The 15,639-nt window shown below is 49.6% G+C and carries 3 protein-coding genes, 3 tRNA genes, 4 rRNA genes and 2 pseudogenes; 2 read left to right on the top strand and 10 right to left on the bottom strand.

What is annotated here, in order from left to right; translation table 11 throughout:
* Window positions 1-52: 52 nt before the first annotated feature.
* On the top strand, window positions 53-1,402 hold the full coding sequence (gene lysC, locus ABDK09_08935) for a lysine-sensitive aspartokinase 3 (protein XAW89749.1): 1,350 nt from the start codon (window positions 53-55) through the stop codon (window positions 1,400-1,402).
* An 88-nt stretch (window positions 1,403-1,490) separates the two neighbouring features.
* On the opposite strand, the pseudogene metH reads toward lysC, so the two are convergent.
* Window positions 1,491-5,173 (bottom strand): annotated as a pseudogene (gene metH / locus ABDK09_08930) (methionine synthase).
* A 190-nt stretch (window positions 5,174-5,363) separates the two neighbouring features.
* Between metH and ABDK09_08925 the strand changes: the two are divergent.
* Window positions 5,364-6,689, top strand: a complete 1,326-nt coding sequence (locus ABDK09_08925; GenBank protein ID XAW89748.1) for a sodium:proton antiporter — start codon at window positions 5,364-5,366, stop codon at window positions 6,687-6,689.
* Window positions 6,690-7,338: 649 nt separating this feature from the next.
* Here the strand turns inward: ABDK09_08925 and ABDK09_08920 are convergent.
* The 9 genes and pseudogenes from ABDK09_08920 to rrf (ABDK09_08880) all read right to left on the bottom strand — a co-directional run bounded on the left by ABDK09_08920 (window position 7,339) and on the right by rrf (ABDK09_08880) (window position 15,591).
* Window positions 7,339-8,366 (bottom strand): annotated as a pseudogene (locus ABDK09_08920) (IS630 family transposase).
* A gap of 54 nt (window positions 8,367-8,420) precedes the next feature.
* A protein-coding gene (locus tag ABDK09_08915) for an IS630 family transposase (protein XAW89747.1) occupies window positions 8,421-9,447 on the bottom strand; the annotation gives its coding sequence in 2 pieces (ribosomal slippage) (window positions 8,421-8,996 and window positions 8,998-9,447; 1,026 coding nt in all).
* A gap of 213 nt (window positions 9,448-9,660) precedes the next feature.
* Window positions 9,661-9,737, bottom strand: a tRNA-Asp gene (locus ABDK09_08910).
* An 84-nt stretch (window positions 9,738-9,821) separates the two neighbouring features.
* Window positions 9,822-9,937, bottom strand: a 5S ribosomal RNA gene (gene rrf / locus ABDK09_08905).
* A gap of 146 nt (window positions 9,938-10,083) precedes the next feature.
* Window positions 10,084-12,973, bottom strand: a 23S ribosomal RNA gene (locus ABDK09_08900).
* Window positions 12,974-13,274: 301 nt separating this feature from the next.
* Window positions 13,275-13,350: transfer RNA gene (locus ABDK09_08895), tRNA-Ala, on the bottom strand.
* Between the two features lie 42 nt (window positions 13,351-13,392).
* A tRNA-Ile gene (locus ABDK09_08890) sits at window positions 13,393-13,469 on the bottom strand.
* Window positions 13,470-13,535: 66 nt separating this feature from the next.
* A 16S ribosomal RNA gene (locus ABDK09_08885) occupies window positions 13,536-15,088 on the bottom strand.
* A 387-nt stretch (window positions 15,089-15,475) separates the two neighbouring features.
* Window positions 15,476-15,591 (bottom strand): 5S ribosomal RNA (rrf, locus tag ABDK09_08880).
* Together the 16S, 23S and 5S rRNA genes with 3 tRNA genes alongside form the textbook arrangement of a ribosomal RNA operon.
* Window positions 15,592-15,639: the final 48 nt, after the last annotated feature.

The raw sequence follows: 15,639 nt of genomic DNA, 5'->3' as shown, positions 1-15,639 counted from the left end.
CGGATGTTGGAATACCAACCATTTTTATTTCTGGAATTCTGGGAGAAATGCCGTGAGAGCATTCAATGTCGCCAAGTTTGGCGGAACAAGCGTTGCAAATTTTGAAGCCATGAGCCGTTGCTCTGCCATTATCGAGAAGAATCCACAAACCAAACTTGTGGTGAGCAGTGCATGCTCGGGCGTGACAAACCTGCTGGTTGAACTGGCGAACGGTGTTCAGGACGCGGAGCGTCGCCTGGCCGTGGTCAAAGAGCTGGCGGACATTCACAACGCAATTATCGACCAACTGGCGGAGCCGGTTAAGGTTGAGAAAGAAGTACACGCTATTCTCGACAGCGTCGCGAGCGCAGCAGAAGCGGCATCGTTCCAGTCGAGCAAAAAACTGACCGACCATCTGGTGGCATGCGGTGAACTGATGTCGACTCATATCCTGGCTCAGCTGATGCGTGAACGCGGAGTTGACGCGGTGCGTTTTGATATCCGTGAAGTGCTGCGTACCGACGACAACTACGGTAAAGCGGAAGCACAAGTTGAAGAAGTGAAACGCCTGGCGCAGGAAAAACTGGTTCCTCTGTGTGAGAAGCAGGTTGTCGTCACGCAAGGCTTCATCGGTTCCGATGAGCAAGGCAATACCACCACCCTTGGCCGTGGCGGCAGTGACTACTCAGCGGCGCTGATCGCCGAAGCGGTTCAGGCATCCGGCCTTGAGATCTGGACCGACGTACCGGGCATTTACACCACTGACCCGCGTATCGCACCTAAAGCATCACCGATTCCGGAAATCACCTTCAGCGAAGCGTCCGAGATGGCCAACTTCGGTGCCAAAATTCTCCACCCTTCGACTCTGGTGCCGGCGATTCGTCACGGTATTCCTGTGTTCGTCGGTTCATCGAAAGAGCCGGAAAAAGGCGGGACCTGGATTCGTCAGCAAGTGGAAGAATCACCACAGTTCCGTGCTCTGGCACTGCGTTGCAACCAAACCATGGTGACCCTGCGCAGCGACAAGATGTTCCATGCTTACGGCTTCCTGGCGAAAGTGTTTGAAGTGCTGGCGAAATACAAGATCTCGGTTGACCTGATCACCACGTCAGAAATCAGTGTTTCCCTGACTCTGGATAAAACCGATACTTCAGGCGGTGCACCGGAACTGCATCAGGCCGCTCGTGAAGAGCTGGAACAACTGTGTACGGTAGAAGTCGAACACAACCTGTGTCTGGTTGCTCTGATCGGTAACCAGATGGAAACCAAAGGTTACGCTAAGCAAGTATTCAGCACCCTGGGTGACTTCAACCTGCGTATGATCTGTTACGGCGCGAGCGATCACAACCTGTGCTTCCTGGTTGACTCACCGGTAGCGAAGAACGTCATCCAGACTCTGCACCAGGAGCTGTTCGAGGGTTAATGCTCTCCCAAGAGTTTCAGGCATTAAAAAGGTCACCCGAGGGTGACCTTTTTGTTAGCTGCTTGTCCCGTCCGGGAATCGCTGTTTATCAGCCGTTAATATTCGGGCCGAGCCATTTTTCAGCTTCCAGACTATCCCAGCCCTTACGCTCAGCGTAACTCTGAACCTGATCATCCTGAATCTGCGCGATAGCAAAGTAACGCGAGTCCGGATGAGAGAAGTACCAGCCAGATACTGAAGCGCCCGGCCACATCGCATAACTGGTGGTCAGCGACATACCAATCGTCTGCTCTACATTCAGCATTTCCCACAGCGTCCCTTTCTCGGTGTGCTCAGGACAGGCCGGATAACCCGGTGCCGGACGAATGCCCTGGTATTTCTCACGAATCAGCTCGTCGTTAGACAGGTTTTCATCGGCCGCATAACCCCAGATCTCCTTACGTACTTTCTCGTGCAGGCATTCCGCAAAGGCTTCCGCCAGACGATCGGCCACAGCCTGAATCATGATCGCGTTATAATCGTCGCCCTGCGCCTTGTACTGATCCGCCAGCTCACGCTCACCGATACCACCGGTCACCGCAAACGCACCAATCCAGTCCTGCTTACCACTCTCTTTCGGCGCAATGTAATCGGCCAGACAGTAGTTAGCACCTTTCGGTTTCAGGGTCTGCTGACGCAGGTTATACAGCACATGAGCCACCTCGCTGCGCGACTCATCGGTATAGACTTCAATATCATCACCAATGCTGGCTGCCGGGAAACAAGGCACACATACCACTCGCTTTGAGCAGGTCTTCGCGTTCAACCCGATCGAGCAGATCGTTGGCATCTTTAAACAGACGCTTGGCTTCTTCCCCCACCTCGTCGTGCTCGAGAATCGCCGGGTATTTGCCCATCAGAGACCAGGTCATAAAGAACGGAGTCCAGTCGATGTACTGACGCAGCGTAGCAATATCAAAATCTTCAAAGACATGCACACCCGGTTTAGCCGGAACCGGCGGCGTGTAGCTGTCCCAGTCGATCGGCGCTTTATTGGCGCGTGCTTCTTCCAGCGTGACCGGACGGCTTTTCGGCGTCTTACGCGCGTGCTGATCACGAGTACGCTCGTAATCCAGGTTCAGCTTTTCGATAAAGGCCGGCTTCTGCGTTTCCGACAGCAGCGCCGAACACACACCTACCGCGCGGGACGCGTTGTTCACGTACACCACCGGCTGATGATAGTTCTGCTCAATCTTCACCGCAGTGTGCGCTTTCGAGGTGGTTGCACCACCGATCAGCAGCGGCAGATCAAAGCCCTGGCGCTCCATCTCTTTGGCAACGTGCACCATCTCATCCAGTGACGGAGTAATCAGACCGGACAGGCCGATAATATCCACCTTCTCTTCTTTGGCGACTTTGAGGATGGTCTCACACGGTACCATCACGCCAAGGTCGATGATTTCGTAGTTATTACACTGCAGCACCACGCCAACGATATTCTTACCGATGTCATGCACATCGCCTTTTACCGTGGCGAGCAGAATCTTACCGTTGGAAGAACCGGATTGTTTTTCAGCATTGATGAACGGCTCAAGGTGCGCCACCGCCTGTTTCATTACCCGCGCCGATTTTACCACCTGCGGCAGGAACATCTTACCTTCACCAAACAGATCGCCGACCACGTTCATGCCGTCCATCAGCGGACCTTCAATCACTTCCAGTGGTTTGCTGGCATTGACGCGAGCTTCTTCAGTATCTTCAACGATAAATTCAGTGATACCTTTCACCAACGCGTGCTCAAGGCGCTTGGCGACCGGCCAGGTACGCCACTCTTGTGCAGACGCATCTTCCTGCTTGCCGACCGCATTTTCGCGGTACTGTTCGGCGATTTCCAGCAAACGCTCGGTACCATCGTCACGACGGTTGAGCACCACGTCTTCCACCGCTTCACGCAGTTTGTCCGGCACGTTATCGTAAATCTCAAGCTGTCCGGCATTCACTATGCCCATGTCCATACCGTTTTTGAAACAGTGATACAGGAACACGGCGTGGATCGCTTCACGTACATAGTTGTTACCACGGAACGAGAAACGACACGTTAGAGACACCACCGGAGATCATCGCGTGCGGCAGATCGCGTTTGATGTCAGCCACGGCATTGATAAAGTCGAGGGCGTAGTTATTGTGTTCATCGATACCGGTCGCGACCGCAAAGATGTTCGGGTCAAAAATCACATCTTCCGGCGGGAAACCGACTTCATCGACCAGGATATGGTAAGCACGGGTACAGATTTCCAGCTTGCGCTCTCGTGTGTCAGCCTGACCGACTTCGTCGAAGGCCATAACGATCACCGCCGCGCCGTAGCGACGAACCAGCTTAGCCTGCTGAACGAATTTCTCTTTACCCTCTTTAAGGGAAATCGAGTTCACGATACCTTTGCCCTGAATACATTTCAGGCCGGCCTCAATAACCTCCCATTTCGACGAGTCGACCATGACCGGAACCTTAGAAATTTCCGGCTCGGAGGCACACAGGTTAAGGAAACGCACCATACAGGCTTCTGCATCCAGCATGCCTTCATCCATGTTGATATCGATGATTTGGGCACCGTTTTCCACCTGCTCACGCGCAACATCCAGCGCTTCATCGTACAGCTCTTCTTTGATCAGGCGTTTAAAACGGGCTGAGCCGGTAACGTTGGTCCGCTCACCGACGTTCACAAACAGTGTCTCTTTAGCAATGTTGAGCGGCTCAAGGCCTGACAGGCGACATTCCACATTCAGCTCTGGCAGCGCGCGGGGCGTCACGCCCTCAACAGCTTGCGCCATCGCCGCAATATGTTCGGGTGTGGTACCACAACAGCCCCCGACCAGGTTAAGGAAACCGGTCTGGGCCCATTCAGAGATGTGCTCAGCCATATCTTCCGGTGACAGATCGTATTCACCAAATGCGTTTGGCAGACCGGCATTCGGGTGGGCAGAGACATAACACTCAGAAATACGTGACAGCTCTTCGACGTACTGACGCAGCTCATCCGGGCCCAACGCACAGTTCAAGCCAAATGAAATCGGACGAACGTGACGCAGCGCATTATAGAATGCTTCTGTTGTCTGGCCAGACAGCGTCCGGCCGGAAGCATCGGTAATGGTACCGGAGATCATCACCGGCAGCTCAATCCCCATTTCTTCAAATACCGACGCCACCGCGAAAGCACATGCTTTGGCATTCAGAGTGTCAAATATGGTTTCGATAAGAATCAGGTCACTACCACCGTTAATCAGTGCGCGGGTCGACTCTGAATAAGCCGTAACCAACTGATCAAAAGTAACGTTGCGATAGCCAGGATCATTCACATCCGGAGAGATGGAACAGGTCCGGTTGGTCGGACCGAGCACACCGGCGACAAAACGTGGCTTATCCGGTGTCTTAGCGGTCCATTCATCGGCGGCGGCACGGGCTAACTTTGCCGCCGCGAAGTTAATCTCTTCACTCAGCGATTGCATGTCGTAATCGGCCATCGCAATCGTAGTGGCGTTAAATGTGTTGGTTTCCAGAATATCCGCGCCGGCTTCCAGATAAGCAGAGTGAATTTCTTTAATCAGCTGAGGCTGCGTCAGTACCAATAAGTCATTGTTGCCTTTGAGATCGCAATGCCAGTCAGCAAAGCGCTCGCCGCGATAATCCTGCTCTTCAAGTTTGTAGCCCTGAATCATCGTACCCATACCACCGTCAATGAGTAAGATACGCTTATTCAGTTGCGTTTCGATTTGGTGTCTCACATTACTTCCCACAGTACAGCCTCATTCCTTATGCTTTTTGACATCCTATCACACATTGATTAGAAATCTAGACGTCTAAAATACCAAATTGGCACTTATTATTCCTATTATCAATGGTTCATGCAGCACTAAAAAAACGTTTGCTATTTGCTCAACATCCAACGACAATTTCGCTCATATTTTGTTACACAATGAGAAAAAAATGTCGGTCTATTACACTCTGTGCTTTCTATCTGCCGCGGCGATGATGATCGCCTTTTTAAACAGTAAAATAGGGAAGATGCAAACCACCATTGCCATAACAGCAGGTTCCATGCTCCTCTCATTACTTATCTTAATTGCTGGTCAGAATAATTGGTTCCATCTGACACAAATCGCCACCGAAACCGTCACTAGTATCAACTTCGAAAACTTCCTCCTTAAAGGTATTCTTGGTTTCCTTCTTTTCGCCGGTGGCCTGGGTATCAAGCTTCCCAACCTAAAAGACCAAAAATGGGAAATCACCGTCTTAGCTCTCGGGGCGACTTTATTCTCCACCTTTTTTATCGGTTTCGTTCTTTACGGCTTCTGCCAACTTATCGGGATCCAGTTTGATTTAGTTTATTGTTTACTGTTTGGCGCACTCATTTCTCCGACCGACCCTATTGCCGTTCTGGCCATTGTTAAAAAACTCAACGCGCCTAAGCGTATCTCTACTCAAATCGAAGGTGAATCCCTGTTCAACGACGGTTTCGGACTGGTTATCTTTGTCACCATCTTTACCATCGCCTTCGGCACTGAAACCCCTACGGTAATGAGCGTGACTGGCCTGTTTGTTCAGGAAGCGATTGGCGGTATCGTCTACGGTTTCCTGCTTGGCCTGCTGTTCCATTATCTGATTAGTGCCACTGATGACCACTCCATGGAGCTGCTGCTGACCATTGGTGTACCAACCGCAGGTTACGCGTTCGCGGATGTGATCCATGTATCCGGCCCGCTGGCGATGGTGGTATCCGGCATTATGATCGGTAACTGGACCCGCTTTATCGGTTTCTCCAAAGAGAGTGAAGAACACCTGGATCACTTCTGGGAGCTGGTCGATGAATTCCTTAACGGCGTACTGTTCCTGCTGATCGGTATGTCAATGCTGCTGTTTGAATTCCACGAAGAAGACTGGATTCTGATGGCATTTTCGGTACCTCTGGTACTGGCTGCCCGTTACCTGAGCGTGTTTACTTCATACATTGGTTTCAAACGCTACCGCAGCTACAACCCGTGGTCGATTAAAATCCTTACCTGGGGTGGCCTGCGTGGTGGCCTGGCGCTGGCAATGGCTCTGTCCATCCCGTCTGGCGTGATGATCATTCCTGATAAACTGATTGATGTAAAAGAGCTGATTCTGGTTATGACCTACGCGGTCGTGGTGTTCTCAATCCTAATCCAGGGCTCAACCATTACCCCAATGATTGAAAAAGCCAAGAAGGAAGAGAAAGCGATGGAGCAGCAAAGCGCTACACAAGAAAGTCTGGTTAAAGACCAACAGTCTTAAACCCAGCGGTTCAACAAGTGCATATGAGAGCCCCGCAGATTATCGCGGGGCTTTTTTGTAGGTGTTATCAAGCCCTAAAGAGTCTAGGTTCTTGCATCGTAACTCCGTAGGTAACAACAACGACACGACTATCTACCCGACATAAACACAACTGTGGCCTCTGCTCTCTCATAAACAGGGACCAAGGTCATAGAGCCTAAATACCATCTTCTTCCCAGGTGAACACCTAGTTCATTATCCGCTCTGTGGACTCTATCCGTCGTTCAATTAACCTAAGTGCCAATGCTCTGGAGCTGTAACGACTCAGATAACAATATATGCCGTAATTACCTGGAGTGAAGTCTCTCCTTTAGGAGATGGATGGAGGGGGTTGGAATAGCGGCCAGCATTGCATACGACTGGCATGTCTCCCTGCAGGACTCATCATCATAGTGCGATGAATTTGGTTCAGCCTAAACGAAAAAATCCAGCATTACTGCGGGGACGCCTAGTCTAGGGTTTCCAATAAGTGCGGATGACCGGGCTCGATCTCTATCGGAGACGCGTACGGCCGGGACTCGTTCGACCGACGGGCGAAAAACTGCCTACCACAGAAAACAAAAAACCAGTCGTAAGACTGGGTTTCTGTGAATAATACCAATCACACTAATTAACTGGTCAATATAGTCCAATCTCTAAAGCAGAGCGAAATGACTCTGCTTTTGTCTGCACAAAAGCGATTCCAAGCACTACACAGCTTGTCGACAATATCGTCGTAACATTCAAAACACCTATTGGCTATTTCGTTCTGACGCAACCAACTCCATACCTGCTCTATTGGGTTGAGTTCCGGTGAATAGGGCGGTATATGAATGACAGTCAGGTTTCTTGAATGAATCAGCAAGATAACTTTGATGCCAACTGGCTTGATCCATGATGACGACAGCATGTTTGTCTGCGGGTGTGGATTGAGAAATGAGCCTGAGTTGCTCTTTCATTGCTTCCATGTTGCTCATCGGAACAACAATAGCTTCAGTTTCTCCGGTATTAACGCACACCGCTCCAAATAGGTACGCATACTCAAATTGCTGTTGTTGTACCGCTCTGGGACGAGTCCCTTTTTCTGCCCATATTCGGGTTGTTGTGTTGCGCTGGCCAAATCTGGCTTCATCTTGAAACCAGATTTGAACATCTTTTAAAGCAACATGTCCTGGGATCTTAAGGATCGTTTCTATTGGGAATTTTTTTAAAAGCTTCTTGCGCTTCTGCAGATTGCTTTGGGTGCTTTGAACGCGTTGTTATCCAAACTAAATCAAGTTTTCTCAATATCTTATAGATGCCTGATAAGCTGTACGATAGGCCAAATTCTTCATGGATGAATTCAATAATATCTGTCCCCTGTAGTCTGCCACCTTCAGGCTTAATCGCATTGGAAGTGATGTACAGCTTTAACTGAGATAGCTGGTCTTCAGTCAGTCGTGGAGGACGGCCTGTATGCTGCTTTTCTACCAAGCCTTCAACACCATTCTTTAAATAAGCCGCGACCCAGTTATTGATACTGGTACGGCTGGCTTTTAAATATTTGGCGATCTGAGTGCGGCTTTTTCCATCCACGAAATGAGATATCGCAAGAAGTCTCGTACGCATCCTAGCATCGGATGTTTCACGAATAAGTTTTGGGAAGTCAGGGGTCGTCATATCAGCTCCTATTGAAGCTGATATTAGATCATAAAATTATACCAATCACACTAATTAACTGGTCAATATAGTCCAATCTCTAAAGCAGAGCGAAATGACTCTGCTTTTGTCTGCACAAAAACGATTCCAAGCACTACACAGCTTGTCGACAATATCGTCGTAACATTCAAAACACCTATTGGCTATTTCGTTCTGACGCAACCAACTCCATACCTGCTCTATTGGGTTGAGTTCCGGTGAATAGGGCGGTATATGAATGACAGTCAGGTTCTTGAATGAATCAGCAAGATAACTTTGATGCCAACTGGCTTGATCCATGATGACGACAGCATGTTTGTCTGCGGGTGTGGATTGAGAAATGAGCCTGAGTTGCTCTTTCATTGCTTCCATGTTGCTCATCGGAACAACAATAGCTTCAGTTTCTCCGGTATTAACGCACACCGCTCCAAATAGGTACGCATACTCAAATTGCTGTTGTTGTACCGCTCTGGGACGAGTCCCTTTTTCTGCCCATATTCGGGTTGTTGTGTTGCGCTGGCCAAATCTGGCTTCATCTTGAAACCAGATTTGAACATCTTTTAAAGCAACATGTCCTGGGATCTTAAGGATCGTTTCTATTGGGAATTTTTTTAAAAGCTTCTTGTGCTTCTACAGATTGCTTTGGGTGCTTTGAACGCGTTGTTATCCAAACTAAATCAAGCTTTCTCAATATCTTATAGATGCCTGATAAGCTGTACGATAGGCCAAATTCTTCATGGATGAATTCAATAATATCTGTCCCCTGTAGTCTGCCACCTTCAGGCTTAATCGCATTGGAAGTGATGTACAGCTTTAACTGAGATAGCTGGTCTTCAGTCAGTCGTGGAGGACGGCCTGTATGCTGCTTTTCTACCAAGCCTTCAACACCATTCTTTAAATAAGCCGCGACCCAGTTATTGATACTGGTACGGCTGGCTTTTAAATATTTGGCGATCTGAGTGCGGCTTTTTCCATCCACGAAATGAGATATAGCAAGAAGTCTCGTACGCATCCTAGCATCGGATGTTTCACGAATAAGTTTTGGGAAGTCAGGGGTCGTCATATCAGCTCCTATTGAAGCTGATATTAGATCATAAAATTAGTGCGATTGGTATTAGTGCGATTGGTATTAGTGCGATTGGTATAAATGGCGGACGGCCGGGCTGGCGACCCATCGGAGACGCGCACGTCCGGGACTCGTTCGGCCGAAGGGCGAAAAACTGCCTACCCCAGAAAACAAAAAACCCAGTCGTAAGACTGGGTTTCTGTAAATAAGTGGCGGAGCGGACGGGACTCGAACCCGCGACCCCCGGCGTGACAGGCCGGTATTCTAACCAACTGAACTACCGCTCCGCATTGGTCAGACTATCAAGTCTTTTCTCGTTTTTGCTTTCAGGCTATTCCTTAAAAAGGAGCCATCTGAAGCAAGAAATTAAAGCCTGGCGATGTTCTACTCTCACATGGGGAAGCCCCACACTACCATCGACGCTGTTTCGTTTCACTTCTGAGTTCGGAATGGAATCAGGTGGGTCCAAAACGCTATGGTCGCCAAGCAAATTCTTTTTAACTACCGCCTTAAGCGATAATTACCTTTTATTTTCACTTTTTTAAAAAGTGAAAACAAAAGATTGGAAAGCTGTTTAAGTTCTCACACATTCATGTACTTGCATTGAGTCCATCAAAACCCCTTGGGTGTTGTATGGTTAAGCCTCACGGGCAATTAGTACAGGTTAGCTCAACGCCTCACAACGCTTACACACCCTGCCTATCAACGTTCTAGTCTCGAACAACCCTTTAGGATACTTAAAGTATCAGGGAAGACTCATCTCAGGGCTCGCTTCCCGCTTAGATGCTTTCAGCGGTTATCGATTCCGAACTTAGCTACCGGGCAATGCGTCTGGCGACACAACCCGAACACCAGAGGTTCGTCCACTCCGGTCCTCTCGTACTAGGAGCAGCCCCCTTCAATCTTCCAACGCCCACGGCAGATAGGGACCGAACTGTCTCACGACGTTCTAAACCCAGCTCGCGTACCACTTTAAATGGCGAACAGCCATACCCTTGGGACCGACTTCAGCCCCAGGATGTGATGAGCCGACATCGAGGTGCCAAACACCGCCGTCGATATGAACTCTTGGGCGGTATCAGCCTGTTATCCCCGGAGTACCTTTTATCCGTTGAGCGATGGCCCTTCCATTCAGAACCACCGGATCACTATGACCTGCTTTCGCACCTGCTCGAATTGTCATTCTCGCAGTCAAGCGGGCTTATGCCATTGCACTAACCTCACGATGTCCAACCGTGATTAGCCCACCTTCGTGCTCCTCCGTTACTCTTTGGGAGGAGACCGCCCCAGTCAAACTACCCACCAGGCACTGTCCTCGAACCGGATAACGGTCCAGAGTTAGAACATCAAACATACAAGGGTGGTATTTCAAGGACGGCTCCAACGCAACTGGCGTCACGTCTTCAAAGCCTCCCACCTATCCTACACATGTAGGTTCAATGTTCAGTGCCAAGCTGTAGTAAAGGTTCACGGGGTCTTTCCGTCTAGCCGCGGGTACACTGCATCTTCACAGCGATTTCAATTTCACTGAGTCTCGGGTGGAGACAGCGTGGCCATCATTACGCCATTCGTGCAGGTCGGAACTTACCCGACAAGGAATTTCGCTACCTTAGGACCGTTATAGTTACGGCCGCCGTTTACCGGGGCTTCGATCAAGAGCTTCGACCGAAGTCTAACCCCATCAATTAACCTTCCGGCACCGGGCAGGCGTCACACCGTATACGTCATCTTACGATTTTGCACAGTGCTGTGTTTTTAATAAACAGTTGCAGCCACCTGGTATCTGCGACTCTCAATAGCTCCATCCGCAAGGGACTTCACCGTCAAGAGCGTACCTTCTCCCGAAGTTACGGTACCATTTTGCCTAGTTCCTTCACCCGAGTTCTCTCAAGCGCCTTGGTATTCTCTACCCGACCACCTGTGTCGGTTTGGGGTACGATTCCTTACAATCTGAAGCTTAGAGGCTTTTCCTGGAAGCATGGCATCAATGACTTCATCACCGTAGTGACTCGACGTCGTGTCTCAGCCTTAAAGAGAGCCGGATTTACCTAACTCTCAAGCCTACGCACTTGAACCTGGACAACCGTCGCCAGGCCCACCTAGCCTTCTCCGTCCCCCCATCGCAATTGTAAGAAGTACGGGAATATTAACCCGTTTCCCATCGACTACGCCTTTCGGCCTCGCCTTAGGGGTCGACTTACCCTGCCCCGATTAACGTTGGACAGGAACCCTTGGTCTTCCGGCGAGGAGGTTTTTCACCCCCTTTATCGTTACTCATGTCAGCATTCGCACTTCTGATACCTCCAGCAAACCTTACAGTTCACCTTCAACGGCTTACAGAACGCTCCCCTACCCAATGCGATAAATCGCATTGCCGCAGCTTCGGTTTACAGCTTAGCCCCGTTACATCTTCCGCGCAGGCCGACTCGACTAGTGAGCTATTACGCTTTCTTTAAATGATGGCTGCTTCTAAGCCAACATCCTAGCTGTCTGAGCCTTCCCACATCGTTTCCCACTTAGCTGTAATTTGGGACCTTAGCTGGCGGTCTGGGTTGTTTCCCTCTCCACGACGGACGTTAGCACCCGCCGTGTGTCTCCCGGATAGTACTTACTGGTATTCGGAGTTTGCAAAGGGTTGGTAAGTCGGGATGACCCCCTAGCCTTAACAGTGCTCTACCCCCAGTAGTATTCGTCCGAGGCGCTACCTAAATAGCTTTCGGGGAGAACCAGCTATCTCCGAGTTTGATTGGCCTTTCACCCCTAGCCACAAGTCATCCGCTAATTTTTCAACATTAGTCGGTTCGGTCCTCCAATTGATGTTACTCAATCTTCAACCTGCCCATGGCTAGATCACCCGGTTTCGGGTCTATATCCAGAGACTGAACGCCCAGTTAAGACTCGGTTTCCCTACGGCTCCCCTAATTGGTTAACCTTGCCACTGAATATAAGTCGCTGACCCATTATACAAAAGGTACGCAGTCACACCACGAAGGTGCTCCTACTGCTTGTACGTACACGGTTTCAGGTTCTATTTCACTCCCCTCACAGGGGTTCTTTTCGCCTTTCCCTCACGGTACTGGTTCACTATCGGTCAGTCAGGAGTATTTAGCCTTGGAGGATGGTCCCCCCATATTCAGACAGGATAACACGTGTCCCGCCCTACTCGATTTCACTGAACATACGCTGCCGGTTACGGGGCTATCACCCTGTTTCGCGGTCCTTTCCAGAACCTTCACCTGACGCATATAAAGCTTAAGGGCTAATCCAATTTCGCTCGCCGCTACTTTCGGAATCTCAATTGATTTCTTTTCCTCGGGGTACTTAGATGTTTCAGTTCCCCCGGTTCGCTTCATTAACCTATGTATTCAGTTAATGATACATGCTTATGCATGTGGGTTTCCCCATTCGGAAATCCCAGACTCAAATGACTCTTACTGTCTCATCTGGGCTTATCGCAAGTTAGTACGTCCTTCATCGCCTCTGACTGCCAAGGCATCCACCGTGTACGCTTAGTCACTTAACCATACAACCCGAAGGAGTTTCGAGTTGATGAACAAGTCACCAAGTTTGTCTGCAATTATTTAAACATGATGCAGACTTGATTTTGCCGGACTCAATTTTGAAACTTGAAAACAAGTTTCTACCAAGCACACTTGAATGTGTTGTTGGTGTATTCCGCTAAGGAATACATTGAGAACTTTACAAATAATCTAAAAGATTATTTTGTCAGCTTTCCAAATTGTTAAAGAGCAAGATTTTCTAATGAAAACCATTTTTAAGAACACTTTTCTTCATAACAAAGAAATCGCAAATGCGCTTAAAGATGGTGGAGCTAAGCAGGATCGAACTGCTGACCTCCTGCGTGCAAGGCAGGCGCTCTCCCAGCTGAGCTATAGCCCCATCAGGTGTTGATACTGTGTGCCAATCTCCTGGGAGGAAGATTGGTGGGTCTGAGTGGACTCGAACCACCGACCTCTCGCTTATCAGGCGAACGCTCTAACCACCTGAGCTACAGACCCAGTATCGTCTCTTAAACGTTATAAACCATCAATCTGTGTGAACACTCATCGCAATAATCATTCGTATAAGGAGGTGATCCAGCGCCAGGTTCCCCTAGCGCTACCTTGTTACGACTTCACCCCAGTCATGAACCACAAAGTGGCAAGCGTCCTCCCGAAGGTTAAACTACCTGCTTCTTTTGCAGCCCACTCCCATGGTGTGACGGGCGGTGTGTACAAGGCCCGGGAACGTATTCACCGTGGCATTCTGATCCACGATTACTAGCGATTCCGACTTCATGGAGTCGAGTTGCAGACTCCAATCCGGACTACGACGCACTTTTTGGGATTCGCTCACTTTCGCAAGTTGGCCGCCCTCTGTATGCGCCATTGTAGCACGTGTGTAGCCCTACTCGTAAGGGCCATGATGACTTGACGTCGTCCCCACCTTCCTCCGGTTTATCACCGGCAGTCTCCCTGGAGTTCCCGACATTACTCGCTGGCAAACAAGGATAAGGGTTGCGCTCGTTGCGGGACTTAACCCAACATTTCACAACACGAGCTGACGACAGCCATGCAGCACCTGTCTCAGAGTTCCCGAAGGCACTAAAGCATCTCTGCTAAATTCTCTGGATGTCAAGAGTAGGTAAGGTTCTTCGCGTTGCATCGAATTAAACCACATGCTCCACCGCTTGTGCGGGCCCCCGTCAATTCATTTGAGTTTTAATCTTGCGACCGTACTCCCCAGGCGGTCTACTTAACGCGTTAGCTCCGAAAGCCACGGCTCAAGGCCACAACCTCCAAGTAGACATCGTTGACGGCGTGGACTACCAGGGTATCTAATCCTGTTTGCTCCCCACGCTTTCGCATCTGAGTGTCAGTATCTGTCCAGGGGGCCGCCTTCGCCACCGGTATTCCTTCAGATCTCTACGCATTTCACCGCTACACCTGAAATTCTACCCCCCTCTACAGTACTCTAGCCTGCCAGTTTCAAATGCAATTCCGAGGTTGAGCCCCGGGCTTTCACATCTGACTTAACAAACCACCTGCATGCGCTTTACGCCCAGTAATTCCGATTAACGCTCGCACCCTCCGTATTACCGCGGCTGCTGGCACGGAGTTAGCCGGTGCTTCTTCTGCAGCTAACGTCAAACGAATGCGCTATTAACACACCCGCCTTCCTCACTGCTGAAAGTACTTTACAACCCGAAGGCCTTCTTCATACACGCGGCATGGCTGCATCAGGCTTGCGCCCATTGTGCAATATTCCCCACTGCTGCCTCCCGTAGGAGTCTGGACCGTGTCTCAGTTCCAGTGTGGCTGATCATCCTCTCAGACCAGCTAGGGATCGTCGCCTTGGTGAGCCCTTACCTCACCAACTAGCTAATCCCACCTGGGCATATCCTGACGCGAGAGGCCCGAAGGTCCCCCTCTTTGAGCCGAAGCTATTATGCGGTATTAGCCATCGTTTCCAATGGTTATCCCCCACATCAGGGCAATTTCCCAGGCATTACTCACCCGTCCGCCGCTCGCCGCCCTTAACGTTCCCCGAAGGTTCAGTTAAGTCGCTGCCGCTCGACTTGCATGTGTTAGGCCTGCCGCCAGCGTTCAATCTGAGCCATGATCAAACTCTTCAATTTAAGATTTTGTTCGGCTCAATGAATACTGACTTCAAATTACCTTAGTAATTCAAAGCTATTATCGTTCCAACAGAACGATAATGAATTGACTGTGCCGATACCGAAGTATCGATTGGTCACTCAGTTCATTGATACCTAAGTTGATTCTTTAGAATCATCTTCGATTATCATCAACGAGTGCCCACACAGATTGATAGGTTTATATTGTTAAAGAGCTTTGCTTTCAGTGCCTTGGCACTTAGGCAGGACGCGTATATTACGCTGTGCACCGTGAAAGTCAACATAAAACTTTAAGTTTTTTAAAAGCTTTATGGTGACTTGTCTGCTTAGTAGACAAGTGCGCCTTTTTGCTTTCAGATTTTCTAAAATCTGAAGACAAGAATAAGAGCCTGGCGATGTTCTACTCTCACATGGGGAAGCCCCACACTACCATCGACGCTGTTTCGTTTCACTTCTGAGTTCGGAATGGAGTCAGGTGGGTCCAAAACGCTATGGTCGCCAAGCAAATTCTTTTTAACTACCGCATTAGCGGCAATTACCTTTTATTTTCA

The organism is Vibrio sp. CDRSL-10 TSBA (genome assembly GCA_039696685.1).
In the GTDB taxonomy this organism is placed as follows: domain Bacteria; phylum Pseudomonadota; class Gammaproteobacteria; order Enterobacterales; family Vibrionaceae; genus Vibrio.
The sequence above is the reverse complement of the archived record's forward strand: the minus strand, read 5'-3'. Positions and strand labels throughout refer to the sequence as shown.